At 71.5% G+C, this 25,187-nt stretch carries 21 protein-coding genes and 1 riboswitch; of the genes, 6 read left to right on the top strand and 15 right to left on the bottom strand.

The features are described from left to right. Positions 1-30: 30 nt before the first annotated feature. The 4 genes from ACGH2B_RS21445 to ACGH2B_RS21430 all read right to left on the bottom strand — a co-directional run bounded on the left by ACGH2B_RS21445 (position 31) and on the right by ACGH2B_RS21430 (position 4,702). A complete protein-coding gene (locus tag ACGH2B_RS21445; protein WP_399092194.1) occupies positions 31-1,602 on the bottom strand; it encodes a hypothetical protein in 1,572 nt (523 codons plus the stop codon). A 149-nt stretch (positions 1,603-1,751) separates the two neighbouring features. After that, positions 1,752-2,768, bottom strand: coding sequence for an NlpC/P60 family protein (locus tag ACGH2B_RS21440; RefSeq protein ID WP_399092191.1), 1,017 nt, complete (start codon positions 2,766-2,768; stop codon positions 1,752-1,754). 304 nt (positions 2,769-3,072) lie between these two features. Further along, positions 3,073-4,443 (bottom strand): NYN domain-containing protein, encoded by a 1,371-nt coding sequence (locus tag ACGH2B_RS21435; protein ID WP_399092188.1) that lies wholly within the window; start codon positions 4,441-4,443, stop codon positions 3,073-3,075. Between the two features lie 19 nt (positions 4,444-4,462). Continuing rightward, positions 4,463-4,702: a hypothetical protein gene (locus tag ACGH2B_RS21430; RefSeq protein ID WP_399092185.1), complete on the bottom strand. Its 240-nt coding sequence runs from the start codon at positions 4,700-4,702 to the stop codon at positions 4,463-4,465. A gap of 196 nt (positions 4,703-4,898) precedes the next feature. On the opposite strand from ACGH2B_RS21430, the gene ACGH2B_RS21425 reads away from it, so the two are divergent. Then, positions 4,899-5,669, top strand: coding sequence for a rhomboid family intramembrane serine protease (locus ACGH2B_RS21425; protein ID WP_399092182.1), 771 nt, complete (start codon positions 4,899-4,901; stop codon positions 5,667-5,669). Beyond that, positions 5,666-5,947 carry an Lrp/AsnC family transcriptional regulator gene (locus ACGH2B_RS21420; protein WP_143944179.1) on the top strand — a complete coding sequence of 94 codons (282 nt, stop codon included), beginning with the start codon at positions 5,666-5,668 and terminating at the stop codon, positions 5,945-5,947. Before ACGH2B_RS21425 ends, ACGH2B_RS21420 begins: the two co-directional genes overlap by 4 nt. A 1,657-nt stretch (positions 5,948-7,604) precedes the next feature. On the opposite strand, the gene ACGH2B_RS21415 is transcribed toward ACGH2B_RS21420, so the two are convergent. The 6 genes from ACGH2B_RS21415 to ACGH2B_RS21390 all read right to left on the bottom strand — a co-directional run bounded on the left by ACGH2B_RS21415 (position 7,605) and on the right by ACGH2B_RS21390 (position 14,873). Continuing rightward, on the bottom strand, positions 7,605-8,978 hold the full coding sequence (locus tag ACGH2B_RS21415; RefSeq protein ID WP_399092177.1) for an aminotransferase class V-fold PLP-dependent enzyme: 1,374 nt from the start codon (positions 8,976-8,978) through the stop codon (positions 7,605-7,607). A gap of 207 nt (positions 8,979-9,185) precedes the next feature. Continuing rightward, a riboswitch (SAM riboswitch) is annotated at positions 9,186-9,303 on the bottom strand. A gap of 164 nt (positions 9,304-9,467) precedes the next feature. Further along, the gene (gene trpD, locus ACGH2B_RS21410; RefSeq protein WP_399092174.1) at positions 9,468-10,532 is read right to left on the bottom strand and encodes an anthranilate phosphoribosyltransferase; all 1,065 of its coding nucleotides are present in this window, start codon (positions 10,530-10,532) and stop codon (positions 9,468-9,470) included. Positions 10,533-10,671: 139 nt separating this feature from the next. After that, complete coding sequence (locus tag ACGH2B_RS21405) at positions 10,672-12,309, bottom strand: cytochrome bc complex cytochrome b subunit (protein WP_399092171.1); 1,638 nt, start codon at positions 12,307-12,309, stop codon at positions 10,672-10,674. Next, positions 12,306-13,367 (bottom strand): Rieske 2Fe-2S domain-containing protein, encoded by a 1,062-nt coding sequence (locus ACGH2B_RS21400; RefSeq protein WP_399092168.1) that lies wholly within the window; start codon positions 13,365-13,367, stop codon positions 12,306-12,308. Before ACGH2B_RS21400 ends, ACGH2B_RS21405 begins: the two co-directional genes overlap by 4 nt. Beyond that, positions 13,364-14,173 (bottom strand): c-type cytochrome, encoded by an 810-nt coding sequence (locus tag ACGH2B_RS21395; protein WP_399092165.1) that lies wholly within the window; start codon positions 14,171-14,173, stop codon positions 13,364-13,366. Before ACGH2B_RS21395 ends, ACGH2B_RS21400 begins: the two co-directional genes overlap by 4 nt. A gap of 79 nt (positions 14,174-14,252) precedes the next feature. Then, a complete protein-coding gene (locus tag ACGH2B_RS21390) occupies positions 14,253-14,873 on the bottom strand; it encodes a heme-copper oxidase subunit III (RefSeq protein ID WP_399092162.1) in 621 nt (206 codons plus the stop codon). A 298-nt stretch (positions 14,874-15,171) separates the two neighbouring features. Between ACGH2B_RS21390 and ACGH2B_RS21385 the strand changes: the two genes are divergently transcribed. Beyond that, positions 15,172-15,573: a hypothetical protein gene (locus ACGH2B_RS21385; protein WP_399092159.1), complete on the top strand. Its 402-nt coding sequence runs from the start codon at positions 15,172-15,174 to the stop codon at positions 15,571-15,573. Between the two features lie 19 nt (positions 15,574-15,592). Here ACGH2B_RS21385 and ACGH2B_RS21380 read toward each other — a convergent pair whose 3' ends face one another. The 4 genes from ACGH2B_RS21380 to coxB form a co-directional block, all read right to left on the bottom strand. Then, positions 15,593-16,867, bottom strand: a complete 1,275-nt coding sequence (locus ACGH2B_RS21380; protein WP_399092156.1) for an Ig-like domain-containing protein — start codon at positions 16,865-16,867, stop codon at positions 15,593-15,595. Between the two features lie 113 nt (positions 16,868-16,980). Continuing rightward, positions 16,981-17,379, bottom strand: coding sequence for a cytochrome c oxidase subunit 4 (locus ACGH2B_RS21375; protein WP_399092153.1), 399 nt, complete (start codon positions 17,377-17,379; stop codon positions 16,981-16,983). After that, positions 17,376-19,112 carry a cytochrome c oxidase subunit I gene (ctaD, locus tag ACGH2B_RS21370; protein WP_399092150.1) on the bottom strand — a complete coding sequence of 579 codons (1,737 nt, stop codon included), beginning with the start codon at positions 19,110-19,112 and terminating at the stop codon, positions 17,376-17,378. Before ctaD ends, ACGH2B_RS21375 begins: the two co-directional genes overlap by 4 nt. Further along, positions 19,109-20,077, bottom strand: a complete 969-nt coding sequence (coxB, locus tag ACGH2B_RS21365) for a cytochrome c oxidase subunit II (RefSeq protein ID WP_399092147.1) — start codon at positions 20,075-20,077, stop codon at positions 19,109-19,111. The genes ctaD and coxB overlap by 4 nt, the downstream gene beginning before the upstream one ends. Before the next feature lie 325 nt (positions 20,078-20,402). Between coxB and ACGH2B_RS21360 the strand changes: the two genes are divergently transcribed. Continuing rightward, positions 20,403-21,794: a cysteine desulfurase/sulfurtransferase TusA family protein gene (locus tag ACGH2B_RS21360; RefSeq protein WP_399092144.1), complete on the top strand. Its 1,392-nt coding sequence runs from the start codon at positions 20,403-20,405 to the stop codon at positions 21,792-21,794. A gap of 261 nt (positions 21,795-22,055) precedes the next feature. On the opposite strand, the gene ACGH2B_RS21355 is transcribed toward ACGH2B_RS21360, so the two are convergent. Continuing rightward, positions 22,056-23,030, bottom strand: coding sequence for a carbohydrate kinase family protein (locus tag ACGH2B_RS21355; RefSeq protein ID WP_399092141.1), 975 nt, complete (start codon positions 23,028-23,030; stop codon positions 22,056-22,058). 137 nt (positions 23,031-23,167) lie between these two features. Between ACGH2B_RS21355 and ACGH2B_RS21350 the strand changes: the two genes are divergently transcribed. Together ACGH2B_RS21350 and ACGH2B_RS21345 are read left to right on the top strand one after the other, a co-directional pair. Continuing rightward, a complete protein-coding gene (locus tag ACGH2B_RS21350; protein ID WP_399092138.1) occupies positions 23,168-23,395 on the top strand; it encodes a hypothetical protein in 228 nt (75 codons plus the stop codon). 198 nt (positions 23,396-23,593) lie between these two features. Then, positions 23,594-25,084, top strand: a complete 1,491-nt coding sequence (locus tag ACGH2B_RS21345; RefSeq protein WP_399092135.1) for a hypothetical protein — start codon at positions 23,594-23,596, stop codon at positions 25,082-25,084. Positions 25,085-25,187 lie beyond the last annotated feature (103 nt).

Below are 25,187 nucleotides of genomic sequence, written 5' to 3'. Positions count from 1 at the left end.
CCGGCAGCGCACCCGGGCCCGGCCTTCCCGTCAGTGGCCCTTCAGCGCCCCCTTGAGGTAGGCCCGCCACTTCTTCGTGAACTGGCCCAGATCCAGGCCGAGTTGGGAACGGAGTACGGCATCGAGGCGGGCGTCACGGGCTGCCGGACGCCGGTCGTCCGCCGCCCCGGGCACGGGCGCCCCCGGGTGCCCGGCGCCCGCCCGCTTCCCGGCCTCGCCCGCCCCGGAGGGCTCCCCGGGAGCGGTCCCGGACGGCGCACCACCGGACGGCCCGCCGGATGTGTCACCACCGGACCACGCGTCGGACGACGAGCCGTCCCCGGCCCCACCGGACGGCGTACCGGATGGCGCACCACCCCCGGGCGACGGCTTCAGGGACGGCACCGACGCCGACGGCGAAGCCGACGGCGCCCCCGGCCCCCCGTGCCCCTCCCCCGCCGTCACGCCGCCCGCCGCCCGGTAGAACGCCCGCAGTTTCGCCTCGCCCCAGGTGTCCGCGATCATGCGGCAGGCCAGCCAGCCGGACTCGTACGCCTTCGCCAGCCGGTCGGCGCCGCCGGTGAAGCCGAAGTCCGCGTCGGCGGGGAGCCCGCGCGGCGGATGACCGGCGGCGACCGCCCGCGACAGCTCCGGCGCCGCCGCGGCCGCCGCATGCCGCCGCCCCCGGTACGCCACCCAGTCGGCGAACCCCTCCGAGAGCCACAGCGGGGTGTCGCCGGTGGTGGCCGTACGGGTCGCCACATGGGTGATCTCGTGGGTCAGCACCACCGCCCGGCCCAGGTCGTTGAGGTCCGCGTACGCCTCCGGGTTGACGATCACCCGGTCCGCCGGCGCCTTCGCCTGCGCACCCGCCTCACCGGTCGTCACCGCCGCGATACCGGCGTACGCGGACGGGTCGCCGCTGCCCAGCAGTTGGGCCATCCCGGCGACCGAACCGGGCGCCTCGATCACCACCTGCCCGCTCCAGCGGCCCTTCCAGGCGGCGCTGACGGCGGGCACCGCCGCGTCCGCGCGCCGCGCCAGATCCGTCAGCCGGCCGCGGTCCCCGGCGGCCCCCAGCACCAGCGCGTGCCGCCCCCGCACCGCCGCCACCGGCCCCTGATCCCACAACTGGCGGGTACCGGTATGACCGGACGCGGCGGCGTCACTGTCCGACGCGATCCGCCAGCGGCCGTCCGTACGGGTCAGCGTCAGATACTGCACGGAGGTCACCGGCTCGGCGTCGAACCCCTTGAGCCGGTAGCGGAGTTCGACCTTGGCGGCCATCGCCTCCCCGCCACCGGACGCCAGCGGGAAGGCGTCCGTCGCGACGAGGTCGTAGCGCCAGCCGGTCAGCGGCAGCTCCGCCATCGCGCGGAAGGCACGCCGCTGCCGGTCGCGGTAGCCGGAGCTGCCCGGGGCGACGGAGGCGAGGAACGCCGTCTCGTCGTGCTGCCGCACCGCCCGCGCACGGGCGTCGAGCATCCGCTGCACCTCGGGGAACCGGTCCCTCGGCGGCGGCTGCCGCGCACAGCCGGTCGCGGCGGCGAGCACCGCGGTCAGCAGCACGGCGCACCCCGCGGCCGTGGCCCGGGGCGGTCGCCGTACACCCTGACCTGCCATGCGGCCGATCGTAAGCGGCGGCGTACGGCGGCGAAACCGCTGGGGTCCGGCCGGGCGGCGGCAACGGCACCGCCCCGCCGGCGACCGGGGAGGTCACCGACGGGGCGGGAGGTGTGCGGCGCGGACGGCCGGGCGGGTGGCCCGGAGCGTCAGACGCGGACGCCGTACTGGAACGGCATGTTGTTGATCGACTCGTAGCGGACCGCGGCGCCGGGCTTCGGCGCGTGCAGCACGGTGTTGTTGCCCGCGTAGAGACCGATGTGGTGCAGGTCGCCGTAGAAGAGCACCAGGTCGCCCGGCTTCAGCTCGCTCATGCCGATACGGGTACCGGCACTGGCCTGCGCCTGCGAGGTGCGCGGCAGCGACTGGCCGGCCTGCTGGTACGCCCAGGAGGTCAGGCCCGAGCAGTCGAAGGAGGACGGGCCGGTGGCGCCCCACACGTAGGGCGAACCGATCTTCGTCTGGGCCGCGGCGAGGGCGGCCGCACCGCGCTGCGAGGCGGGGACGTCGTGACCGAGGTCCACGCGGTCGTTGGAGCGGTTGGCGCGGTTCTCCTTCGCCTCCAGCGCCGCCTTCTCCTTGGCGGTGAGGGTGTTGAGCAGCTCCTGCGCCTTGGCGAGCTTGCCCTGGATCTCGTCCTTCTTCTCCCCGAGCGCCTTACGGGTCTCGGAGAGGTCCTGGATCTTGCTGGCGGCCTCGGCGCGCTCCTGCGCGAGGCGGCGCTGCTTGTCCGCGATGACCTTGAGCTGATCGGCCTGCTTACCGCTCAACTGGTCGAGGGTGGCGGCCTTCTCCAGGTAGGTGTCCGGGTCACCCGAGAGGAAGAGCTGGACGGAGGGGTCGATGCTGCCGCTGCGGTACTGGCCGGAGGCGACGGCACCCAGGCCCTTGCGCAGCTCGTTCAGCTCGCCCTGACCGCGGGCCACCTTGTCCTGGAGGTCGGCGACCTCCTTCTGGAGCTTCTGCTGCTGCTCCTTGGCGCCGTTGTACTTCTCGGTCGCCTGCTCCGCCTGCTCGTAGAGCTTGTCGACCTCGGACTTGACGTCCTTCTTCGACGGGGCGGCCTGCGCGGCCTGGGAGGAGAGGGCGACGGCCGCCGCGGCGGTCGCGGTGAGCACGGTCACACGAGTACGGCTCGGCTGCTTGGGTCGACGGTGGGACGCCACGGGGGCGATCTCCTTCTTCCTTCAGCCGCCTACCGGGAAGTGGGGGGTGGTGGCCCCGGCTCCGCGCGTACGCCGCGGACTCGGCGGTTCCTTCACTGTTCATCCCGGGTGGATGATCAACTGCATGAAGGTTCGAGGCCCGACCTTAGTAACCGAGTTGTGATCGCTTCAAATCCCCCAGGGTAAAAAACACCCCGACGAGGCCAGGTTTTACCAACATCACACGGGCTGTAGTGGGCACTTGACGGTCAGAGAGCAAGGAACGGACAAATCGTCGACCCGTCACCCCCGGGCACGCCGTCCGTCAGACCCGCGCAAGTCGCTTGAGCAACAGGGCCGATGCCACCGGACGCGCCCCGGCCTTCGCCACCCCGTCCGCCACCTCACGGTCGGTGGAGACCACCACCACCGGACGGCCCGGCGGCTCCGCGCGCACCAACTGCCGGATCAACTCGTCGGCCGTCACACCCGGCTTGCTGAACAGCACCCGCACCCCGCGCGGCGGCGCCAGCAGCACCGGCGCCGCCAGCTCCGCACCGTCGAAGACACACGTCATCTCCGCGCCGGTCTGCGCGGCGAGCACCGCGAGGCCGCCCAGCAGCCGCAGCCGCTGCTTGTCCAGCGGCATCGTCGGATAACCGGTCTTGGTGACGTTGTAGCCGTCCACCACCAGATGGGCCTGCGGCAGCGCCAGCAACTGATCGAGCAGGGCCGGATCGGTCTCCGACAGCGCACGGGCCGCGATGTCCTTCGGCGTCATCCGGCCGGGCTCCACCGCCTCGACGGTGTCGGCGGGCCGCACCCCGGCGGGCGGCAACGCCAGCTCCCGGCGCAGCCCCTGGGCCGCGTCCAGGACGGTGTCCAGCAGCAGCCGCACCCGCATGTCCTCGACGCTGCGGCCCTCCCGGGCGGCGCGGCGGCTGGTCTCCAGCGCCGCCTCGCTCTCCCCGATCCGCGCCTTGAGCCGGCGCAGCTCACTGTCGGCCGCCGCCTTCTCGGTCGCCGCCCGGGACCGCTCCGACTCCAGCGCCGCCTCCGCCTTACGGACCGCCGCCGCACCGCGCTTGACGTCGCTGAGGGCGCTGCGCAGCTTCCGCTGGAGCGCGTCGGTCTCCTTACGGGCGGCGTCCAGCTCGGCGCGTACCCGGTCGGCGTCGGCGCGGGCGTCCGCGCGGACCGCCGCCAGCTCCTCACGCAGCCGGGCCAGTTCGCGCTCCGCCTCCTCGCCCGCCCGCTCGGCGCGGGCCCGCTGCGCCTCCTCGCCCGCCGCCTCGACCAGCTTCGACCAGCCGTCGGGGCGCAGCACGTACGCCACCGCCGCGACGTCCAGCGGATCGGCGGCCGCGGGCGGGGTGCCGTGCTCCAGCGCCCCGGCGATCTCCGGCTGCGCCTCGCGGACCTGCCCGGCGATGCGCTGGCGGAAGACGGCGTCGCCCGCCAGCGCGGCGGCCATGGCGTTGCCCGCGAACTTGGCGCGCCGCGACGGGGTGAAGCGGGCGTACTGCCGCAGCGGTGGCGGGAGTTCGGCGACCGTCAGCGTGCCGAACGCGTCCGCGGTGAGCGCCACGACACGGCGCCGGACGCCCTCGGGCAGCGGGCGGTCGAGGGCCTCCTCGCCCGCACCGCCGGACGCCGTCCCGTTCGCCCCCGACTCCCCTGCTGGACGCTCCACCACGCTCTACTCGCCCCGATCCTCAGGCGTCCGCGCCCGGCCGGTCGACCAGCTCGATCTGGTCGACCGCGTTGCACCAACGGCAGCGCACGGACTCGATGGCGTCGCTGAGCACCTCGCGCTCCTCGACCTTCGGCTCACCGGCCAGGTCGAGGTGGGTGTACTCCACCACCTTGGACGTACGGGTCACGTCGAAACGGGTGAGGTTGCCGCACAGGGTGCAGCGCCACCGGGTCCGGTCCGTCGGCAGAGGAACAGCCATCGTGATCGTCCTTCTTCCTACTCGTGCGGTGCGGATGGTGCGGCCTCACGCGGTGCGCCGTCGAACTGCGGGAAGTACGCAAAGTACCGACCGTAACCCTACGGCCTGACGGCACGGCCGCGCGGGCACCGCCCAGGAGACGGGACGCGGCGAGGCAGTCCGCCCCGATTGCCCCCATTGCGGCATGATCCCCTTCATGACGGCGCCGCCCCTGCCTCCCCCACCGCCCGATTCCCCCCGGCCACGGCGGCCGCACACCCCGCCGGACGCCCGCCGTACGTACTCCGTGACCACCGTCCTCATCGCCCTCTGCTGCGCCCTCTTCGTCCTCGGCCCCGCCTCCGGCCTCAACCCGCTGTACGGCACCGGCGACGCGGCCCTTTCGGCACAGACCGCGTACTTCGCGCGCTGGGGCGTCATCCCCCGCGACCTGTGGGCCGGGCACCCGGCCGCCTGGCTCACCCCGCTCACCGCGCTCTTCGTCCACGGGAGCTGGCTGCACCTGCTCGGCAACGCCCTCTTCCTCCACGTCTTCGGCCAGATGACCGAAGCCCGCATGGGCCGCACCGCGTACACCGTCTTCTACCTCGTCACCGGCTACCTGGCGCTCGTCGGCTTCGCCGCCGCGCACGCCGCCTCCGGCCAGACGCTGGTCGGCGCCTCCGGCTCCATCTCCGGCGTCCTGGGCGCGTTCCTCTACCTCTTTCCGCGCGCCCGCGTCACCAGCCTCTTCCCCTTCCTCTTCTTCCTGCCGCTGCGCTTCCCCGCCTGGGTGGTGCTGCTGTTCTGGTTCGCCCTCCAATGGCTCGCCGCCCGGCGCGACCCCGCCGGACCCGGCGTCGCCTACCTCGCCCACGTCGTCGGCTTCGCCCTGGGCTTCCTCTACGCGTGGGCCCGCCACCGGCCCGCTACTGTGGGGGTCACCAGGGAGAACACGCCTGCGACCGAGGGAGAGAGCCAGCCGTGATCACGTCGATCGTGCTCATCAAGACCAGCGTGGACCAGATCCCGGAGATCGCCGAACAGATCGCCGCCCTGGAAGGCGTCAGCGAGGTCTACTCCGTCACCGGCGCCCACGACCTCATCGCGATGGTGCGCGTCGCCGCCCACGACGACCTCGCCGACGTCATCCCCGGCCGCATCAGCAAGGTGCCCGGCGTGGCCTCCACCGAGACGCACATCGCGTTCCGCACGTACTCGCAGCATGATCTTGAGGCGGCGTTCGCGATCGGCCTCGACACCTGACGCCTGGGCGGCGGGCCTTGCGCCGTCCTCGCCTGCGGCGGACCGATCGCCTGCGGCGGACCGATCGCCTGCGGCGGGCGTTGCGGGCCGGGGCCGGTGCCTGCGGTCTTTCGGCTTGCCCGCCGTGGTGGTTGGGCGTTGTTGCGCCTGCGGCGGGGCCCGTTCTCTTTCACCCTTCCCGCCGTGGTGGTTGCGCGCCGTTGCGCCTGCGGCGGGCTCTGTCTTCTGCCACCTTTCCCGCCGTAGTGGCTGAGCGCCGTTGCGCCTGCGGCGGGCTCTGTCTTCTGCCACCTTTCCCGCCGTAGTGGCTGAGCGCCGTTGCGCCTGCGGCGGGCGTGGGTTGTCGGGAGCGGGGGCCCTCCTGCGGACTTCGTCCTCCGGAGGGCCCCCTCCCGTGGGTGGGTGGTGAGGGGCCGGTGGGGGTACGCCGCCGTCGTCGACCTCACCTCGTCGTTCGGTCCACTGGGTACGCCGCCATTGTCGGCTTTTCCCGCCGTTCAGGGCGTTGGGGTACGCCGCCGTTGTCGGCTTTCCGGCCGTTCGGGGCGTTGGGGTACGCCGCCGTTGTCGGCTTTCCGGCCGTTCGGGGCGTTGGGGTACGCCGCCATCGTCGGCTTTCCCTCAGTCCGGGACGTTGGAGTACGCCGCCGTCGTCGGCCCTCCCGCTGTCCAGGTCCTGGAGTACGACCGTCGTCGGCCCTCCCGCTGCCCAGGTCCTTGGAGTACGACCGTCGGTCGGCCCTCCCACCATGCGGTCCGTCGGGGCGTACCGCTGTCGTCGGCTTTCCGGCGTTCGGGCTGTTGGGGCGTGTGCCGCCGTTCTTGTTCTTCGCCAACCATTCGCCAACCAGGTGTAGCGGCTCAGGTAGGGCGGCTCAGGCGGGCCGGCTCAGGTAGGGCGACTCAGGTGGGCAGGCTCAGGTAGGGCGACTCAGGTGGGCAGGCTCAGGTAGGGCGACTCAGGTGGGCAGGCTCAGGTAGGGCGACTCAGGTGGGCAGGCTCAGGTAGGGCGACTCAGGTGGGCAGGCTCAGGTAGGGCGACTCAGGTGGGCAGGCTCAGGTAGGGCGACTCAGGTGGGCAGGCCGACTGGGGCGGGCAGGGCCCATCAGGCAGGTGGAGCGAACCGGATAGATGGACCGACGCGGCAGACGGACCGACGCGGGCAGACGGACCGACTCAACTGGACGGGGCGACAGCGGGCCACCGATCTCGCCCCCACCGGACGTGGTTGTTGAGGCGCGCCCCTCCTGGAGGCACCTCCCCGACAACCCCAGCCACCGTCTTTCCCCACCCACCCACGGAAGGGGCCGGACCGCAGGACGAAGTCCGGAGGTCCGGCCCCGCAGCCGAAAAGCCTCGCGCAGCGACCCCGCCCGCCGCAGGCGCAACGGAGAGAAAGCGGCCCACGAACCGCACCCACCACAACGGCCCGCCCCGCACAGCGAATCCGCACCGCACAAGCGGAAGAGGCCCGAACGCCCCCGCCGGAAAGCCACCCTCACGAACCGGCCCCGCGCAAGCGGCCAGGCCCCGCGCAAGCGGAAAGACCAGGCCCGACCAGGTCACCCCGGTCGGAAAAAGCCCCGCGCAAGCGGCCGGGCCCCGCGCAAGCGGCCGGGCCCGACCAGCTCACCCCCGTCGGAAAAACCCGCGGCCTAGGCCGCGTACGGCACGCACCGGCCCTCCTCCGTGCGGTAGCTCCACCGCGCGCCGTCCGCGACGAGTTCCTTGACCGCGCGGACGAAACGGTCGACGTGCTCGTCGGGCGTGCCCGCGCCGAAGCTGACGCGGATCGCGTTGAGGGAGCGCTCGCCGGGGGCCGCGTCGGGGGCGCCGCACTCGCCGGGCTCGTCGGGGGCGCCGCCCAGCAGCGTGCGGACCAGGGGGTGGGCGCAGAACAGGCCGTCGCGGACGCCGATGCCGTACTCGGCGGAGAGCGCCGCCGCGAAGTGCGAGCTGTTCCAGCCATCGACGACGAAGGAGAGCACGCCGACGCGGGGGGCGTCGTCGCCGAAGAGCGAGAGGATCCGGACGGCGGGGACCTCCGCGAGGCCGGTGCGGACGCGGGCGATCAGTTCCTGCTCGCGGGCGACGAGGGTGTCGAAGCCGGCCTCGGTGAGGGCCTGGCAGGCGGAGGCGATGGCGTAGGCGCCGATGACGTTGGGCGAACCGGCCTCGTGGCGGGCGGCGCTGGTGTGCCAGGCGACATCGACGCCGCCGTCGGGGCGCCGCGCGACGGTCCGGCTGGCGCCGCCGCCGGCCAGGTACGGGTCGGCCTCCTGAAGCCAGTCGGCGCGGCCGGCCAGCACACCGGAGCCGAACGGCGCGTACAGCTTGTGGCCGGAGAACGCGGCCCAGTCCACGTCGAGTTCGGCGAGGTCGACGGGGTGGTGCGGCGCCAGTTGTGCGGCGTCCAGCACGATCCGCGCACCGTGGGCGTGCGCCGCGGCGGCCAGTTCCTTGACCGGCCAGAGCTCGCCGGTGACGTTGGACGCGCCGGTCACGCAGACCAGCGCCGGGCCGTAGGGCTCGCGGGCGGCGAGGGCCTTCTCCAGGATGTCGACGGCCTGGCGCGGGGTGCGGGGCGCGTCGAGGTAGGTGACCTCGACGCCGTCGCGCCGCTCCCACGGCAGCAGCGAGGCGTGGTGCTCGGTCTCGAAGACGAAGACCCGGGTGGCCGGCGGCAGCGCGGCGGCCAGCAGGTTGAGGGAGTCGGTGGTGGAGCGGGTGAAGATCACCTGGTCGTCGTCGCGGCAGCCCAGGAAGCCGGCGACGGTGGCGCGGGCGTTCTCGAAGAGGTCGGTGGAGAGCTGCGAGAGGTAGCCGGCGCCGCGGTGCACGCTGCCGTAGTACGGGGCGTAGGCGGCCACGTCGTCCCAGACCCGCTGGAGCGCGGGGGCGCTCGCGGCGTAGTCGAGGGCGGCGTAGCCGACCTCCCCGCCGGTGACCAGCGGCACCAGGACATCTCGCCCCAGAACGTCCAGCGGGGAACAAACGGGGCGGTCGGTGGCAACGGTGGAGACAGACATGGCGAACTCCCGTGAGAGAAAGGCGAATTCACCGCGCGCGGGCATACGGATATCGCGGAAGGGCGCGGCGGAATCCGGGCAGGAAAAGCAGCGGCGGAGCGCTGGAATTACTGAGAAGCGAAAAGCTGGAGAGGGGGCTTTTACAGCCCTATCGCATTCGCTGGTTCACGGAAGTTCTCCCTCTGAGGACCAGGATCCCTGGCGAGGGATCCGCGCTTGCCGCAGACCTCGCTGCCTGCGGCCTGGTCATCACCCGGGGCACCCCGCCACGGAAGGAGGGTTGCCGGACAGCGGGCCGGGGCCTGTGTCGCTGTCACTCGTGACCTGCGCAGCATCATGCCATATGCACGGAACGGCGCAAGCCCGGTCCGATTACTGAGATCACATCGGACCGGGCTCGCCCGGAATTCCCCGCAACGGCCGTGCGGCACTGAGGCGTTGCCGGCCGTTACGGGAATCAGGGCGAGTCCCGTAGCGGCCGTGCGGCGCTCAGGCGTTGCTGGCCGCCGCCCAGCGCTCCAGCGCCCGCTTGGCCGCCCCGGAGTCGATCGACTCCGCGGCCCGCTCCATACCGGCCCGGATCCGCTCGGCCAGCGGCGCCGCGGCCGGCTCCAGCGCGGCGAGCGCCGCCGCGGAGTTCAGCAGCACCGCGTCCCGCACCGGCCCCTTCTCCCCGTCCAGCAGCCGCCGCGCCACCCCGGCGTTGTACGCGGCGTCGGCGCCGCGCAGCGCCTCGACCGGCACCAGCGGGATGCCGACGTCCCGCGGGTCGAACGTCTCCTCGCGCACCGCGCCGTCCCGCACGATCCACACCCGGGACGTCGCGGTCGTCGTCAGCTCGTCCAGTCCGTCGTCCCCGCGGAAGACCAGCGCGGACGAGCCGCGCTCGGCGAGCACCCCGGCGAGGATCGGCGCCATCCGCGCGTCCGCGACACCGGTCGCCTGCGCCTGGACCCGCGCGGGGTTGGTGAGCGGGCCCAGCACGTTGAAGGTGGTGCGGATGCCCAGTTGGCCGCGGGCGGCGGCGACGTGCCGCAGCGCCGGGTGGAAGGTGACCGCGAAGCAGAACGTGATACCCGCCTCCTCGGCGACCTCCACGACCCGCCGCGGCGAGAGGTTCAGCCGGACGCCGAGCTGCTCCAGGACGTCGGAGGAGCCGCTCGCCGACGACGCGGCGCGGTTGCCGTGCTTGACGACCTTCGCACCCGTACCGGCCACCACGATCGAGGACATCGTGGAGATGTTGACGGTCTTGGCGCCGTCGCCACCCGTGCCGACGATGTCCACGCCGGGGCCCGGTACGTCGATCAGCCGGGCGTGCGCGTACATCGCGCGGACCAGTCCGGAGATCTCCGCGACGGTCTCGCCCTTGGCCCGCAGCGCCACCGCGAACCCGGCGATCTGCGCGTCGGTGGCCTCGCCCCGCATGATCCGGTCCATCGCCCAGGCGGTGTCGTCGGCGGTGAGGTCCCGGCCGCCGAGGAGGGCGTTCAGCACATCCGGCCAGGTGCGGGCCGCCACGCTGTCGCCGCCTGCCGGGGTCGCAACGTTCATGGTCCACACTCCTGGTTCGTGCCTGCGTATGGGGGAACCCTATCGAGCCGCGGAACGGCCGGAGGGCCCCGTCCGGTGTCCGGACGGGGCCCTCTGGGTGGCGTCTCACTACCGCCGTGTCCTCACGGCGGCTCGGTGATCAGTGGTGGCCGTGGCCGCTGCTGATCTCCTTGTACTCCTCGACGGTCGGCTTCGGGATGACGTTGTCCTCGCCGTAGTACGCCTTCGAGAGCTTGGCACGCAGCTTCTGCGACCGCGTGGCCTTGCGCTCGACGCCGTTCTCGTCGACCTCGGGCTCCAGCTCCAACGGCGCGGGCTGCTCGTGCTGGGTGAGAACGTGCAGCTGCTCCTGGCTGAGCGGCTCGTGGACCTCGATGAACTCACCGTGCGGCAGCCGCTTGATGATGCCCGACTCGCGGCCGTGCAGCACCTTGTCCTTGTCGCGGCGCTGCAGACCCAGGCAGATCCGCTTGGTCGCGATGAACGCCAGCACCGGGCCGACGAAGAACGCGATCCGCACGAACCAGGTGATCGAGTTGATCGACAGGTGGAAGTGGGTCGCCCACAGGTCGTTACCGCCACCGATCAGCATCACGAAGTACGCGACCAGCCAGGCCACACCGAAACCGGTACGGGTCGGGGCGTTGCGCGGACGGTCCAGGATGTGGTGCTCGCGCTTGTCACCCCGCACCCAGGACTCGATGAACGGGTAGACCGCGATGGCCACCAGCACCAGCGGGAAGATCAGGATCGGGATGAGCACACCGAAGTTGATGGTGTGACCCCAGAAGTTCCACTCCCAGCCCGGCATGACACGGACCAGACCCTCGGCGAAGCCCATGTACCAGTCGGGCTGGGCGCCGGTGGACACCTGGTCCGGGCGGTACGGGCCGATGGCCCACACCGGGTTGATGCTCGCGACGGCCGCGATCACCGAGATGACACCGAAGACCAGGAAGAAAAAGCCTCCGGCCTTGGCCATGTAGACCGGCAGCAGCGGCATGCCGACGACGTTCTTGTTGGTCTTGCCGGCACCCGGGAACTGCGTGTGCTTGTGGTAGAAGACCAGGATCAGGTGGGCCACCAGCAGGCCGAGCATGATGCCCGGCAGCAGCAGCACGTGCACCGTGAAGAACCGCGGGATGATGTCGTGCCCCGGGAACTCCCCGCCGAAGATGAACATCTGCAGGTACGAGCCGATCAGCGGCATCGCCAGGATGACACCCTCGATGAACCGCACGCCGGTGCCGGAGAGCAGGTCGTCGGGGAGGGAGTAGCCGGTGAAGCCGGTGAACATGCCCAGCACCAGCAGCAGGAAGCCGAACAGCCAGTTGACCTCGCGCGGCTTGCGGAAGGCGCCGGTGAAGAACACCCGCATCATGTGGACCATCATGCCGGCCAGGAAGATCAGGGCCGCCCAGTGGTGGATCTGCCGGATCAGCAGACCACCGCGGACATCGAAGCTGATGTCCAGGGTCGACTCGAACGCCTGGGTCATCCGGATCCCGTGCATCGGCACGTAGGAGCCGTGGTAGGTGACCTCGGCCATGCTCGGGTGGAAGAACAGCGTCAGGTAGACGCCGGTCAGGATGATGATGATGAAGCTGTAGAGGCAGATCTCACCCAGCATGAAGGACCAGTGGTCCGGGAAGATCTTGCGCATGTTGGCCTTGGCGAGGCTGTAGATGCCCAGCCGGCCGTCCGCCCAGTCGGCGATCCGCTCGCCCCGCGGCGCCTGGCCGCGACGCGCGGTGGTCGCGCTCGTCTCGTTACTCATCCGCGCTCCCAGAAGCTCGGGCCGACGGGCTCCGCGAAGTCGCTGACGGCTTCGAGGTAGCCGTCCTTCACCGTGATGTGCAGCTGCGGAAGCGCGTGGCCCGCGGGGCCGAAGATCACGCGACCGCCGTCGGACAGGTCGAAGGTGGACTGGTGGCACGGGCAGAGCACGTGGTGGGTCTGCTGCTCGTACAGGCTGATCGGGCAACCGACGTGGGTGCAGATCTTCGAGTACGCCACGATGCCCTCGTGCGACCACTCAAGTTCCTGCTTGTCCTTGATGTTCTGCGGCTGGATCCGCACGAGCATCAGGGCGTCCTTGGCGATCTTGTTGTTGAACTCCTCGTCGTCCTCCTCCAGGCCCTCGGGCTTGGCGAACGTCAGGGAGCCAACCGCGATGTCCTCGGGACGCAGCGGGAGGTTGGTGGACTGGTTGACCAGGCGGATGCCCTTCTTCCAGCCCGTCGTGCGCAGCTTCTTCTCGGGCAGCGGCCCGAGGTCGCGCAGCAGGACGACGCCGGAGAGCGGCACCAGGGCCAGCGCGCCGAACATCGTGTTGCGGATCAGCTTGCGGCGACCGAAGCCGGACTCCTTCGCGCCCTGCGCGAAGTCGGCGAGCACCTTGGCCTTGACCTCGGGCTCCGCCTCGATCGGGTGCCGGTCGTCGGCGACCTCCTCGTCCGACATCAGCGTGCGGGCCCAGTGGACCGCACCGGCGCCGATGGCGAAGAGCGCGACGCCCAGGGTCAGACCCAGGGAGAAGTTCAGCGCGCTGATGTGCCCGATCGGCCAGATGTAGACGATCTTGTCGATCGGGAAGATCACGTACGACGCGATGAACGCGACGGTCGCGAGCATCGACAGGAGGAAGAAGTAGGCCACGACGCGCTCGGAGCGCCGGGCGGCCTTCTCGTCGATGTCCTGGATGCGGTGCTCGTGCGCGGGCAGACCCGGGTCCGCGAAGGGGTTGTCCGCCTTCGCCGGCGCACTGTCGTGAGCGGTGCGCTCACTCGGAAGGGATTCTTCTGGCACGTCTGCGTGTCGTCCAGTCTCACTCATGACTTCTTGGCCTTCGTAGTCCGGGCAGCGACCCAGATGGCGACCGCGACCAGCGCGCCCAGGCCGAAGATGTAGCCGAAGAGACCCTCACTGACCGGACCGAGACCACCGAGGTCCAGGCCACCGGGGCTCGCGGTGTCATCGCCGTTGACGGCGCCGAGGTACGCGACGATGTCCTTCTTGTTCTCCGAGGACAGCGTGCCGTCGCCGAAGGAGGGCATGTTCTGCGGGCCGGTCTGCATGGCCTCGTAGATGTGCTTGGGGTCCACGCCCTCGAGCGTCGGCGCGAACTTGCCGTTGGTCAGGGCGCCGCCCTTGCCGGTGAAGTTGTGGCACTGCGCGCAGTTGGTGCGGAACAGCTCGCCACCCTTGCCGACGTCGGCGCCGTCCGGGCTGTACTGATCCTTGCCCGGCACGGAGGGACCGGCGCCCAGCGACGCGACGTACGCCGCCAGCTGGTCGGTCTGCGCCTGGTTGTAGATGGGCTTCTTCCGCGGCACCTGGGCACCGGGCTGCTGGGCCGGCATACGGCCGGTGCCCACCTGGAAGTCGACGGCTGCGGCGCCGACACCGACCAGGCTCGGGCCGTCGGACGAGCCCTGACCGCCGGTGCCGTGGCAGCTTGCGCAGCCGACGGCGTAGAGCTTCTTGCCCTCCTTGATGGCAAGAGACTGGGCGGTGTCATCGGCCTGAGCCTTGTCCGCCGGCGCGAACGCGGCGTACAGCCCCCCAGTGACCGCCAGCGCGAAGAGTAGGACGACGAGCGCCGCCAGCGGATGGCGCCGTCGTGCGGAGAGCTTTTTCACGGATTACCCCGGTGTCAGGATCTTCTGCGTCGATGCTTTGGCTATGTCTGTCTGAACTGCGGTTCCCGGTCGGGACCGGTTACCGGATCAGGTAGATCGTGGCGAAGAGGCCGATCCAGACGACATCGACGAAGTGCCAGTAGTAGGACACGACGATGGCCGCGGTGGCCTGTTCGTGGGTGAACCTCTTGGCCGCGTACGTCCTGCCCAGGACCAGCAGGAAGGCGATCAGACCGCCTGTCACGTGCAGACCGTGGAAGCCGGTGGTCAGGTAGAACACCGAACCGTAGGGGCCGGACGAGAGCGAGAGGCCCTCGTGCTTGACCAGTTCGGTGTACTCGTAGACCTGACCGCCGATGAAGATCGCGCCCATGATGAACGTGATCACGAACCACGTACGGAGCTTCTTGACGTCGCCGCGCTCCGCCGCGAAAACACCGAGCTGGCAGGTCAGCGAGCTGAGTACCAGGATCGTCGTGTTCGTCGCGGAGAACGGAAGGTTCAGCGCATCGGAGGTTTCCTTCCAATACTCGGCACCGGTCACCGATCGAAGGGTGAAGTACATCGCGAAGAGGGCCGCGAAGAACATCAGCTCGGAACTCAGCCAGATGATGGTTCCGACGCTGGTGAGATTCGGTCGATTGACCGACGGGTGCGCGTGCCCGGTTTCTACTGTCGTTGCTGTCGCCACGACCGACATTATGTCGGTCGCTTATCCCGCCCTCACTCCGGGGGGTGCCGTTCGGTGTGTCAAGGCCGTATGCCCTGCTCCCACGGGCCTCTTCCGGCTTCCCCCGAAGGAGGGAAGCGGAGCCCGCCGCGGGGCCTCGGTGCCGTACCGTGACCAGTCCTGACGGACCGTCGGACAGATCTTGGTGGCGTACGGACCCTCCTGTCGGCGGCCCCTGCGGGAGTAGCATCCGAGCGCCCCCTACGGCGGGGGCGTCCGCCGCACAGGCGCCGCCCCGGTCCGTACCGCTTCGAAGCGTGGAGGAACGATGCAGGCGACTGCCACGGTGCTGGTCTACAGCGACAACGCCACCACCCGCGAGCAGGTGAGGCTGGCCGCCGGGCGGCAGCCCGCATCCGATGTCCCGCCGGTGGAGATCCTGGAGTGCGCGACCCTGCCGGCCGTCCTGGAGGCGCTGGAGCAGGGCGGTATCGCCGCGTGCGTGCTGGACGGCGAGACCGCGCCGGCGGGCGGGATGGGCGTGTGCCGGCAGATCAAGGACGAGATCTACCACTGCCCGCCGGTGCTGCTGCTCATCGGGCGCCCGCAGGACGCCTGGCTGGCCACCTGGAGCCGCGCGGACGCGGCGGTGACGCATCCGGTGGACCCGGTGGCGTTCGCCGACGCGCTGGCGTCGCTGCTGCGCGGACGGGTTCTCACACGTAGCTGAGCGGCCGTCTGAGGCGCCCTCAGACCTCGGGGCGCAGCCGGGCCGCATCCGCGGGCTCCCGCTGCCGCTCGGCGGCCCCTGTGGTGGTGGCGCCGCCGTTCCTGAGGGCGCTGCCCTCGCGCCATTCCTGCCAGGGCATGTTCCAGTCGCCGAAGCCGTTGCCGAAGGGCGCCATGTCCTCGCCGCCGCTGTTGACGACCTTGACGATGTCGCCGACGCGCACGGTGTTGAAGAACCACTCGGCGTCGCCGGTGGACATGCCCGTGCAGCCGTGGCTGACGTTGGCCGCGCCCTGCGATCCGACGGACCAGGGCGCGGCGTGCACGTACTCGCCGCTGGTGGTGACCCGGGTCGCCCAGTAGACGGGCAGGTCGTAGGAGTCCGAGCTGCCGTCCGGGATGCCGATGCTGCCGCTCGTCATCCGGACGAAACTCTCCTTGGCGAGGACGACCTTGACGCCGTTACGGGTGTCGAAGCCGGGCTTGCCGGTGGTGACCGGCAGCGTGTTGATCTGCCGCCCGTTGCGCAGCACCGTCATGGTGTGGGACGCCGCGTCGGTGATGGAGACGACCTTGTCCCCGGTGGTGAGCTTCACGGGCTTGGCGGGACCGCCGTAGAGGCCCTTGGAGATCTTCAGGCCCTCCAGGTTGCTGTGCACCTCGATGGCGGCGTGCGCGGGCCAGTACTCCTTGGGGCGGAAGTGCAGGGTCTTGCCGTCGACCCAGTACCAGGAGCCCTGGACGCGGGGGGTGGAGTCGACCTTCAGGGCGCTCTCGACGACCGCGCGGGCCTGCGGGTCCTTGATCTCCCGGCTGAGCTTGGCGGTGACCGGCTGGCCGACGCCGTACTCGCCGCTGTCCGGGCCGAAGGTGACCTGGAGCCGGTCGCCGCCGCCCCTGGTGGCGACGTGGAGCGTCTTGCGGCCGGGGTCGCCGTCCTCGTTCTCGGTGCTGACCTGCACCGTGTAGCGGACGCCGGCGGCGAGCGGCACGGTGGTGCGCCAGTGCTTGCCGTCGGCGGTCAGCTCGCCGCGGATGGAGCGGCCGGAGGCGTCGGTGGCGGTGACGTCCGTGATGCGCGCCTCGTCGTCCGTGACGGACACTTCGAGCGGCTTGTTGGGGTCCGCCTTCCGTGTCCCGTCCGGAGTGTTGGACGTGATCTGGTCGGCCGCGTCGTAGGGGTTTGCGGAGAGCGATTCCGACGACGAGCCCCCGCACGCGGTGGCGGACACCGCGAGGGGCACGAGCAGGAGGCCGCAGCTCAGCACCGTCCGGGTTCGGGGTCTGGGACTCATGTACCAAAAATATGGAGAAATCCCGGGAGCGGCGCGCTGGAGGACTGCAAACGGGGCGGGCCCGGACACCAGTTGAGGTGTCCGGGCCCGCCCTTACGGCACGAGTGCCGTGGTCACTGCGTGCGGTTCTCGCCGCGGTAGTACTCGAAGACCCAGCCGAACAGGCCGACGAGGATGACCGGTGCCGAGAAGTAGATCAGCCACCAGCCGAAGACGACGCCCATGAAGGCGAGGGCACCGCCGACGGCCAGCGAGAGCGGCTGCCAACTGTGCGGGCTGAAGAAGCCCAGCTCACCCGCGTCGTCCGCGACCTCGGCGTTCTCGTTGTCCTGCGCGCCCGCGTCGACCCGCCGGGCCGTGAAGGCCAGGTAGTAGCCGATCATGATGCACAGACCGAACGCGAGGAACAGCGCGGTGGTGCCCGCCGGCTCCTTCGACCAGACGCCGTAGACGACCGCCATGGCGAGGACGAAGACGGAGAGCCAGATGAACATCTTGCCCTGGATCTTCACTTGCCAGCCTCCTTGCCGCCGGCGAGAGCCTTGTCATCCGCCGAACCGTGGCCGTTCTGGAGGGCGTCCAGCGCGGCGATCTCCGGGTGGTGCAGGTCGAACGCCGGGGATTCGGACCGGATACGCGGCAGCGTGAGGAAGTTGTGCCGCGGCGGCGGGCAGGAGGTCGCCCACTCCAGGGAGCGGCCGTAGCCCCACGGGTCGTCGACCTCGACCTTCTTGCCGTACTTGGCGGTCTTCCAGACGTTGTAGAAGAACGGCAGGATCGACAGGCCGAGCAGGAAGGACGCGATCGTCGAGATGGTGTTCAGCGTCGTGAAGCCGTCGGCCGCGAGGTAGTCCGCGTAACGACGCGGCATGCCCTCGACGCCCAGCCAGTGCTGCACGAGGAACGTGCCGTGGAAGCCCACGAACAGCGTCCAGAACGTGATCTTGCCGAGGCGCTCGTCCAGCATCTTGCCGGTGAACTTCGGCCACCAGAAGTGGAATCCGGAGAACATCGCGAAGACGACCGTACCGAAGATCACGTAGTGGAAGTGGGCCACCACGAAGTACGAGTCGGAGACGTGGAAGTCCATCGGGGGCGACGCCAGGATGACGCCGGTCAGACCACCGAAGGTGAAGGTGATCAGGAAGCCGATCGCCCAGAGCATCGGTGTTTCGAAGGACAGTGAGCCCTTCCACATCGTGCCGATCCAGTTGAAGAACTTCACACCGGTCGGGACCGCGATGAGGAATGTCATGAACGAGAAGAACGGTAGAAGTACGCCGCCCGTCACATACATGTGGTGCGCCCAGACGGTCACCGAAAGACCGGCGATGGAAATCGTCGCGGCGATCAGACCGATGTAACCGAACATCGGCTTCCGGGAGAAGACCGGAATGACCTCGGAAATGATGCCGAAGAACGGCAGCGCGATGATGTACACCTCGGGGTGTCCGAAGAACCAGAAGAGGTGCTGCCAGAGCAGTACGCCGCCATTTGCCGCGTCGAATACATGGGCACCGAACTTACGGTCCGCCTCCAGGGCGAACAGCGCGGCGGCCAGGACCGGGAAGGCGAGCAGGACCAGGACACCGGTCAGCAGCACGTTCCACACGAAGATCGGCATGCGGAACATCGTCATGCCGGGGGCGCGCATGCAGATGATCGTGGTGATGAAGTTGACCGAACCGAGGATCGTGCCGAAGCCGGAGAAGGCCAGACCCATGATCCACATGTCGGCGCCGACGCCCGGCGAGCGGACGACGCCCGACAGCGGGGAGTAGGCGAACCAGCCGAAGTCGGCCGCACCCTGCGGGGTGAGGAACCCGGCCACCGCGATCAGCGAGCCGAAGAGGTACAGCCAGTACGCGAACATGTTCAGCCGCGGGAACGCCACGTCGGGCGCGCCGATCTGCAACGGCATGATCCAGTTGGCGAATCCGGCGAACAGCGGCGTCGCGAACATCAGCAGCATGATCGTGCCGTGCATCGTGAACGCCTGGTTGAACTGCTCGTTCGACATGATCTGCGTGCCCGGACGGGCCAGCTCGGCGCGCATGAGGAGCGCCATCACGCCGCCGATGCAGAAGAACGCGAACGAAGTGACCAGGTACATCGTGCCGATCGTCTTGTGGTCGGTGGTGGTGAGCCACTTGACCACGGCGATGCCTGGTTGCTTCTTCCGTACGGGCGGTGCTGCCGGAGCCGAATCGGCGGCGGCACCCTGGGGTTCGTTGAGGATGCTCACTTGGTCTTGGTCTCCGCGTTCCTGGCGTGGGCCGTCTGGTCCTCGCCCGACGGCAGGTAGCCGGTCTGGCCCTTCTTCGCCAGGTCCTTCAGGTGCTCCCGGTACTTCTCGGGGGAGACGACCTTGACGTTGAAGAGCATCCGGGAGTGGTCGACGCCGCAGAGCTCGGCGCACTTGCCCATGAAGGTGCCCTCCTTGTTGGGGGTCACCTCGAAGACGTTGGTGTGTCCCGGGATGACGTCCATCTTCATCAGGAAGGGCACCACCCAGAAGGAGTGGCTGACGTCACGCGAGGTCAGGATGAACTGGACCCGCTCGCCCTTGGGGAGCCAGAGCGTCGGGCCCGGGTTACCGGTGTCGGGGTCCCGGGTGGCGGGGGTACCGGCGTCGTGGACGCCGTCGGCGCCGGCCGGGAAGCCCTTCTTCCACTTGTCGGGGATCGCCTTGAGCTGCTTCAGCTCGTCCTTGTTCGCGGCGGTGGACTTGTTGCCGTCCACGTCCTCGACGTAGTTGAACGCCCAGCTCCACTGGAAGCCCACCACGTTCACCACGTGGGCCGGCTTCTTGGACGTCTTGAGGAGTTCGCTCTCATCGCGCGCGGTGAAGTAGAAGAGCACCGCGATGATGATGAACGGAACGATGGTGTACAACGCCTCGATCGGCATGTTGTACCGGGTCTGTGCGGGGACCTCCACCTTGGTCCGGCTGCGGCGGTGGAAGATCACGCTCCAAATGATCAGGCCCCAGACCAGCACGCCCGTTGCGAGGGCGGCGGCCCAGGAGCCCTGCCAAAGAGAGAGGATCCGCGGCGCCTCGTCCGTGACGGGCGTCGGCATACCGAGGCGGGGGAAGTCCTTTGATGTGCAACCAGTCGCGGTCGCCAGGACCAGGCCCGCAGCAAGCACCTGCGGCAGCTTCCGCCGCATCGGGCGCCGCGACGAGCGGTCGGAGCCGTTGGGACTCACGTAGCGCCTTCCCGAGAGTCTCGCCCGCGAGACCGGCTGCGGCCGTCTCGCTGGTCGGTCGCCGGCCCTGGCGCGGGCAGGGGTTTGGATGTTTATGCGGACCAAACCCTACTGGACGCTATTTGAGGGTGCGCGGGGAGGGTGCCCAACGCGGCGCGTCACTCCCCGAAGGGGTGGTTCCGGCAGGTCCGCGGCCTCTCTCCCGCCCCCGAATGCCCGCCTTCCCCCGGGATCTGACGCCCCGCCCGGGACCGTCCGGCGGGCCGCGCGGCTGCCTGCGGCGGTGGCGCCCGCGGCGCCGCGGGCGGCCGCTACCGTCTCGTACGTGCCTTACTTCGACGTCGCGTCCTCCGCTCCGCTGCACCCCGTCGCCCGGGAGGCGTTGCTCGCCTCGCTGGACGAGGGCTGGGCCGATCCGGCCCGGCTGCACCGGGAGGGGCGGCGGGCGCGGATGCTGCTGGACGCCGCGCGGGAGGCCGCCGCGGAGGCGCTGGGGTGCCGGGCCGACGAGCTGGTTTTCACCCCTTCGGGTACGCAAGCGGTGCATTCGGGCATGTCCGGCGTGCTGGCGGGGCGGCGGCGGACCGGCCGGCGGCTGGTGCGGTCGGCCGTGGAGCACTCCTGCGTCCTGCACGCGGCGCAGGTGCACGAGGCGGCCGGCGGGACGGTGGCGGAGGTGGGGTGCGACCGCGCCGGGCGGGTCGCGGCGGCGGAGTTCGCGGCGGCGCTGACGCCGGACACCGCGCTCGCGGCGTTGCAGTCCGCCAACCACGAGGTGGGTACGGAGCAGCCGGTGGCCGAGGTGGCCGAGGCGTGTGCGGCGGCCGGGGTGCCGCTGCTGGTGGACGCGGCGCAGTCGCTGCCGTGGGGACCGGTGCCGGGTCCGTGGTCGGTGCTGGCGGGCAGTGCGCACAAGTGGGGCGGTCCGCCCGGGGTGGGGCTGCTGGCCGTACGGAAGGGGACGCGGTTCGCGCCGCGGGGGCCGGTGGACGAGCGGGAGTCGGGCCGCTCCCCCGGTTTCGAGAACGTCCCGGCGATCGTGGCGGCGGCCGCGTCGCTGCGGGCGGTGCGGGCCGAGGCGGCGGCGGAGGCCGGGCGGTTGCGGGGGCTGGTGGCGCGGATCCGGGAGCGGGTGGCGGCGCTGGTGCCGGATGTGGAGGTGGTGGGCGATCCGGAGCGGCGGCTGCCGCATCTGGTGACGTTCTCCTGTCTCTACGTGGACGGGGAGTCGCTGCTGCACGGTCTCGACCGGGCCGGGTTCTCGGTGTCGTCCGGCTCGTCGTGCACCTCCAGCACGCTGACGCCGAGCCATGTGCTCAAGGCGATGGGGGTGCTGTCCGAGGGGAACGTCCGGGTGTCGCTGCCGTCCGGGACCACGGCGGACGAGGTGGAGCGGTTCCTCGACGTGCTGCCGGAGGCGGTGCGGGAGGTGCGCGCGGCGCTCGGCGCGCCGGGGACGGCCGCCGCGCCGGCGGGCGGGGAGCCCGGGTCGCTGGTGGTGGACGCGCTGGGTGAGCGGTGCCCGGTGCCGGTGATCGAGCTGGCGAAGGCGGTCGGCCGGGTGCCGGTGGGCGCCACCGTGACGGTCCGGTCGGACGACGAGGTGGCGGCGCTGGACATCCCCGCCTGGTGCTGGACACAGGGTCAGGAGTACGTCGGCGAGCGGCCCCTGGAAGGGGAACACGGCACCGCGTACGTGGTGCGGCGGCGGGTGTAGGGGGCCGGGGCGGGCGGGCCGCGCGCTTCGCCGGGGGCGCGGGCCGCGGACGGGCGCCGGGGCGGCCGGGGCGTATGCCGGAGGCGCAGGGCGCGGGCCGCGGGCCCGATCGGGCGGGCCGCGCTCCTCGGGCGCAAGCCGCGGGCGGCCGGGCGTACGGACGCGCCGGGCCGGGCATGCCGCGGCCCCGCGCTCCTCGCCCGGGGGCGGGGCACGGGGCCGCGGTCACACCTCGGGGCGGCGACGGCGCCCCCGGGCCGGTCAGGCCAGGTGCTGCTGGATCTCGGCGGCGGCCTCGTGGCCGTACGCCTTGGTGAAGCGGTCCATGAAGTGGCTGCGGTGCAGCTCGTACTCCTGGGTGCCGACGGTCTCGATGACGAGGGTGGCGAGCATGCAGCCGACCTGGGCGGCGCGCTCCAGGCCGACGCCCCAGGCGAGGCCGGAGAGGAAGCCGGCGCGGAAGGCGTCGCCGACGCCGGTCGGGTCGGCCTTGGCGTGCTCCTCGGGCGTGGCGACCTCGATGGCGGGCTCGCCGGCGCGCTCGATGCGGACGCCGTTGGCGCCGAGGGTGGTGACGCGGGTGCCGACCTTGGCGAGGATCTCCTCGTCGCTCCAGCCGGTCTTGGACTCGATGAGGCCCTTCTCGTACTCGTTGGAGAAGAGGTAGGCGGCGCCCTCCATGAGGGTGCGGATCGCCTCGCCGTCCATGCGGGCGATCTGCTGGGAGAAGTCCGCGCCGAACGGGATCTCGCGGGTGCGGCACTCCTCCGTGTGGCGGATCATCGCCTCCGGGTCGTCCGCGCCGATGACGACGAGGTCGAGGCCGCCGACGCGCTCGGCGACGGTCTGCAGCTCGATGAGGCGGGCCTCGCTCATGGCGCCGGTGTAGAAGGAGCCGATCTGGTTGTGGTCGGCGTCGGTGGTGCAGACGAAGCGGGCGGTGTGCAGCACCTCGGAGATGCGGACCGAACGGGTGTCGACGCCGTGGCGGTCGAGCCAGGCGCGGTACTCGTCGAAGTCGTTGCCCGCGGCGCCGACCAGGATCGGTGTGGCGCCGAGCTGGCCCATGCCGAAGCAGATGTTGGCGGCGACGCCGCCGCGCCGGACGTCGAGCTGGTCGACGAGGAAGGAGAGGGAGACCGTGTGCAGCTGATCGGCGACCAACTGGTCGGCGAAGCGGCCGGGGAAGGTCATCAGGTGGTCGGTGGCGATGGAGCCGGTGACTGCGATACGCACGGCTGTCTACTCCTGCGGAGGCGTAGGGAGGGGCGGGCGTTGCACCACGCTACCCGCTCCCCGGGGCCTCTCCCACCTGCCGGAACTACCCCATAGTAGGGCTTTCCCGACTGGGGCCGGATGCGTACGGTTCCGGTATGACCAAGCCTGTGAAGCACCTCACCTCCCCCGCCGGTGTCCGGCGCCCGGACGCCGCCGAGCCCGAGTCGCTGGACCAGTTGCGCGGCGACTGCGCGCGGATGGCGCCGCGTTGGCGCTCCGCGCACACCGCTCCCCCGCCCGGCCGCGCCGCCGAACTGCGTGGGGTACGCGTCCCGGCGCGGTCCGCGGCGCTGGTGGACGGCATGTCGGAGTACGGGGACTGAGACCGGGTAGGGCCGGGCCGGGACGCCGGGGCGTGCCCCGGGCCCGCCCGGTGGTGCGCCCGGGTCCGGCCGGTCCGGGGGCGCCGCCCGCGACGCCGGGCGCACCGGCCCGGGAACCGTCCGCGCCCCGGCGGCGTCCCACCGGTGCCCTCCCCCGCGGAGGGCGTACGACGACGGCGGAGCCGAAGGAGCGATGCGGTGAACAGCGAGGACACCACCCCCGAATCGACCGGTGCCACGCGGTCGCGGCGGAACCGGGTCGCGGTCGTCTCGGTGGCCGCGGCGGTACTGGTGGCCGGTGGCGGGGCCGCGTACTGGGCCTCGGCGGCGGGCGGCGACGGCCCGGAGCACGGCACGGCGGGCGGGCCGCCGCCCCTGGTGCTCGACGGCTACCAGGGCCGGGGGCAGATCGCCGCCGGTGAGCCCAATCCGCAGGGCGCCGCGTACCGGCCGGTGAAGGCGCTGCCGGACGGGCCCGGTGCCGCGCCGGTGTACCGGCCCCGGGGCGCCATCGCGCCGGACGCGGTGAAGCGGCTGGCGAAGGCGCTGGATGTGGCCGGAAAGGTCCGGTCCGAGGGCACCACCTGGAAGGTCGGCGGGCCGGCGCGGGACGGCCGGGGCCCGGTCCTGACGGTCTCCAAGACCGGCTCGGGCTCCTGGACGTACTCCGCGTACGGCACGCCCGGCGGCACCAACTGCGCACTGCCCGCCTCCCCCGGCGGCGGCGCGGACGGCGGGGCGTCACAGGCGCCGGGGTGCCCGTCGTACCGGGGCGGGCCGGACGCCGCGACGCGGGACGACGGCAGCGGCGCGGGCGCCGTCTCGCAGCGGGCGGCGGAGCGGGCGGTGCGGCCGGTGCTGGCGGCGCTGGGCCAGTCGGACGCCCGGCTGGACGCGCACGGGCTGTCCGGGGCGGTGCGCACGGTGCGGGCCGATCCGGTGCTCGGCGGGCTGCCGACGTACGGCTGGCAGAGCGATCTCCAGGTCGGTGCGGACGGTCAAGTGGTCGGCGGCAGCGGGCAGTTGGCGCGTCCGGTGAAGGGCGCCCAGTACCCGGTGCTGAGCGCGGAGCGGACGCTGGCGCGGCTCAACTCCCGCGACGGCAGCCACACTCCGGGCGACTGCCCGTCGTCGGACGCGGCGCCGGAAAGTTCCGGCGGTATCGCGCGGTGCGAGCCGGCGCCGACCCGGGCGCAGCAGCCGGCCCGGGTGACCGGCGCGGTCTTCGGACTGTCGGTGCAGTACGTCTCGGGCGGCCAGGCGCTGGTGCCGTCATGGCTGTTCGAGGTCCGGCAGCCGGGCGCGGGCGACGGTCCGGACGCGGCGTCGACGGTGGCGCACCCGGCGGTGCAGCCGCAGTATCTGACCCACCCCGGCGACGGTCCCGCGAAGGGGTCGGCGGCGCCGTCCGGGCAGCCGGGCGCGATGGCGGCGGAGGCGTACGCGGTCTCCGACGGCGGCCGGAAACTGACGCTGCACTTCTGGGGCGGGGTGTGCAGTACGTACACGGTGCGCGTACGGGAGTCGGACGCGGCGGTGCGGACGGAGATCACCGGCAAGGAGAAGGAGCCGGGGCGGCTGTGCGTGAAGAGCGCGAAGGAGTTCACCCGGTCCGTGACGCTGAAGGCGCCGCTGGACGACCGGAAGGTGCTGGACGCCTCGACGGGTGAGCCGGTGCCCGCGCAGTAGTCCCGGCCGGCCCGGCGGGCGCGCCCCGTCCGGACCCCGGCCGTGCGGGCCGGTCGGATCTCCCCGTCCGGCCGGCCCGCGCGGCGGGGCCGGGCGGAGCGGC

This window comes from Streptomyces sp. BBFR2, assembly GCF_044497305.1.
Classification (GTDB): Bacteria; Actinomycetota; Actinomycetes; order Streptomycetales; family Streptomycetaceae; genus Streptomyces.
Note: the sequence above shows the minus strand (reverse complement) of the source record. Positions and strands in the feature narration are given on the sequence as shown.

Coding starts and splice junctions, on each gene's coding strand:
- trpD (WP_399092174.1), bottom strand. CDS start 10,532: ATGAACGTTGCGACCCCGGCAGGCGGCGACAGCGTGGCGGCCCGCACC.
- ACGH2B_RS21415 (WP_399092177.1), bottom strand. CDS start 8,978: ATGTCTGTCTCCACCGTTGCCACCGACCGCCCCGTTTGTTCCCCGCTG.
- ACGH2B_RS21425 (WP_399092182.1), top strand. CDS start 4,899: ATGACGGCGCCGCCCCTGCCTCCCCCACCGCCCGATTCCCCCCGGCCA.
- ACGH2B_RS21400 (WP_399092168.1), bottom strand. CDS start 13,367: ATGAGTGAGACTGGACGACACGCAGACGTGCCAGAAGAATCCCTTCCG.
- ACGH2B_RS21430 (WP_399092185.1), bottom strand. CDS start 4,702: ATGGCTGTTCCTCTGCCGACGGACCGGACCCGGTGGCGCTGCACCCTG.
- ACGH2B_RS21350 (WP_399092138.1), top strand. CDS start 23,168: ATGACCAAGCCTGTGAAGCACCTCACCTCCCCCGCCGGTGTCCGGCGC.
- ACGH2B_RS21380 (WP_399092156.1), bottom strand. CDS start 16,867: ATGAGTCCCAGACCCCGAACCCGGACGGTGCTGAGCTGCGGCCTCCTG.
- ACGH2B_RS21405 (WP_399092171.1), bottom strand. CDS start 12,309: ATGAGTAACGAGACGAGCGCGACCACCGCGCGTCGCGGCCAGGCGCCG.
- ACGH2B_RS21385 (WP_399092159.1), top strand. CDS start 15,172: ATGCAGGCGACTGCCACGGTGCTGGTCTACAGCGACAACGCCACCACC.
- ACGH2B_RS21445 (WP_399092194.1), bottom strand. CDS start 1,602: ATGGCAGGTCAGGGTGTACGGCGACCGCCCCGGGCCACGGCCGCGGGG.
- ACGH2B_RS21390 (WP_399092162.1), bottom strand. CDS start 14,873: ATGTCGGTCGTGGCGACAGCAACGACAGTAGAAACCGGGCACGCGCAC.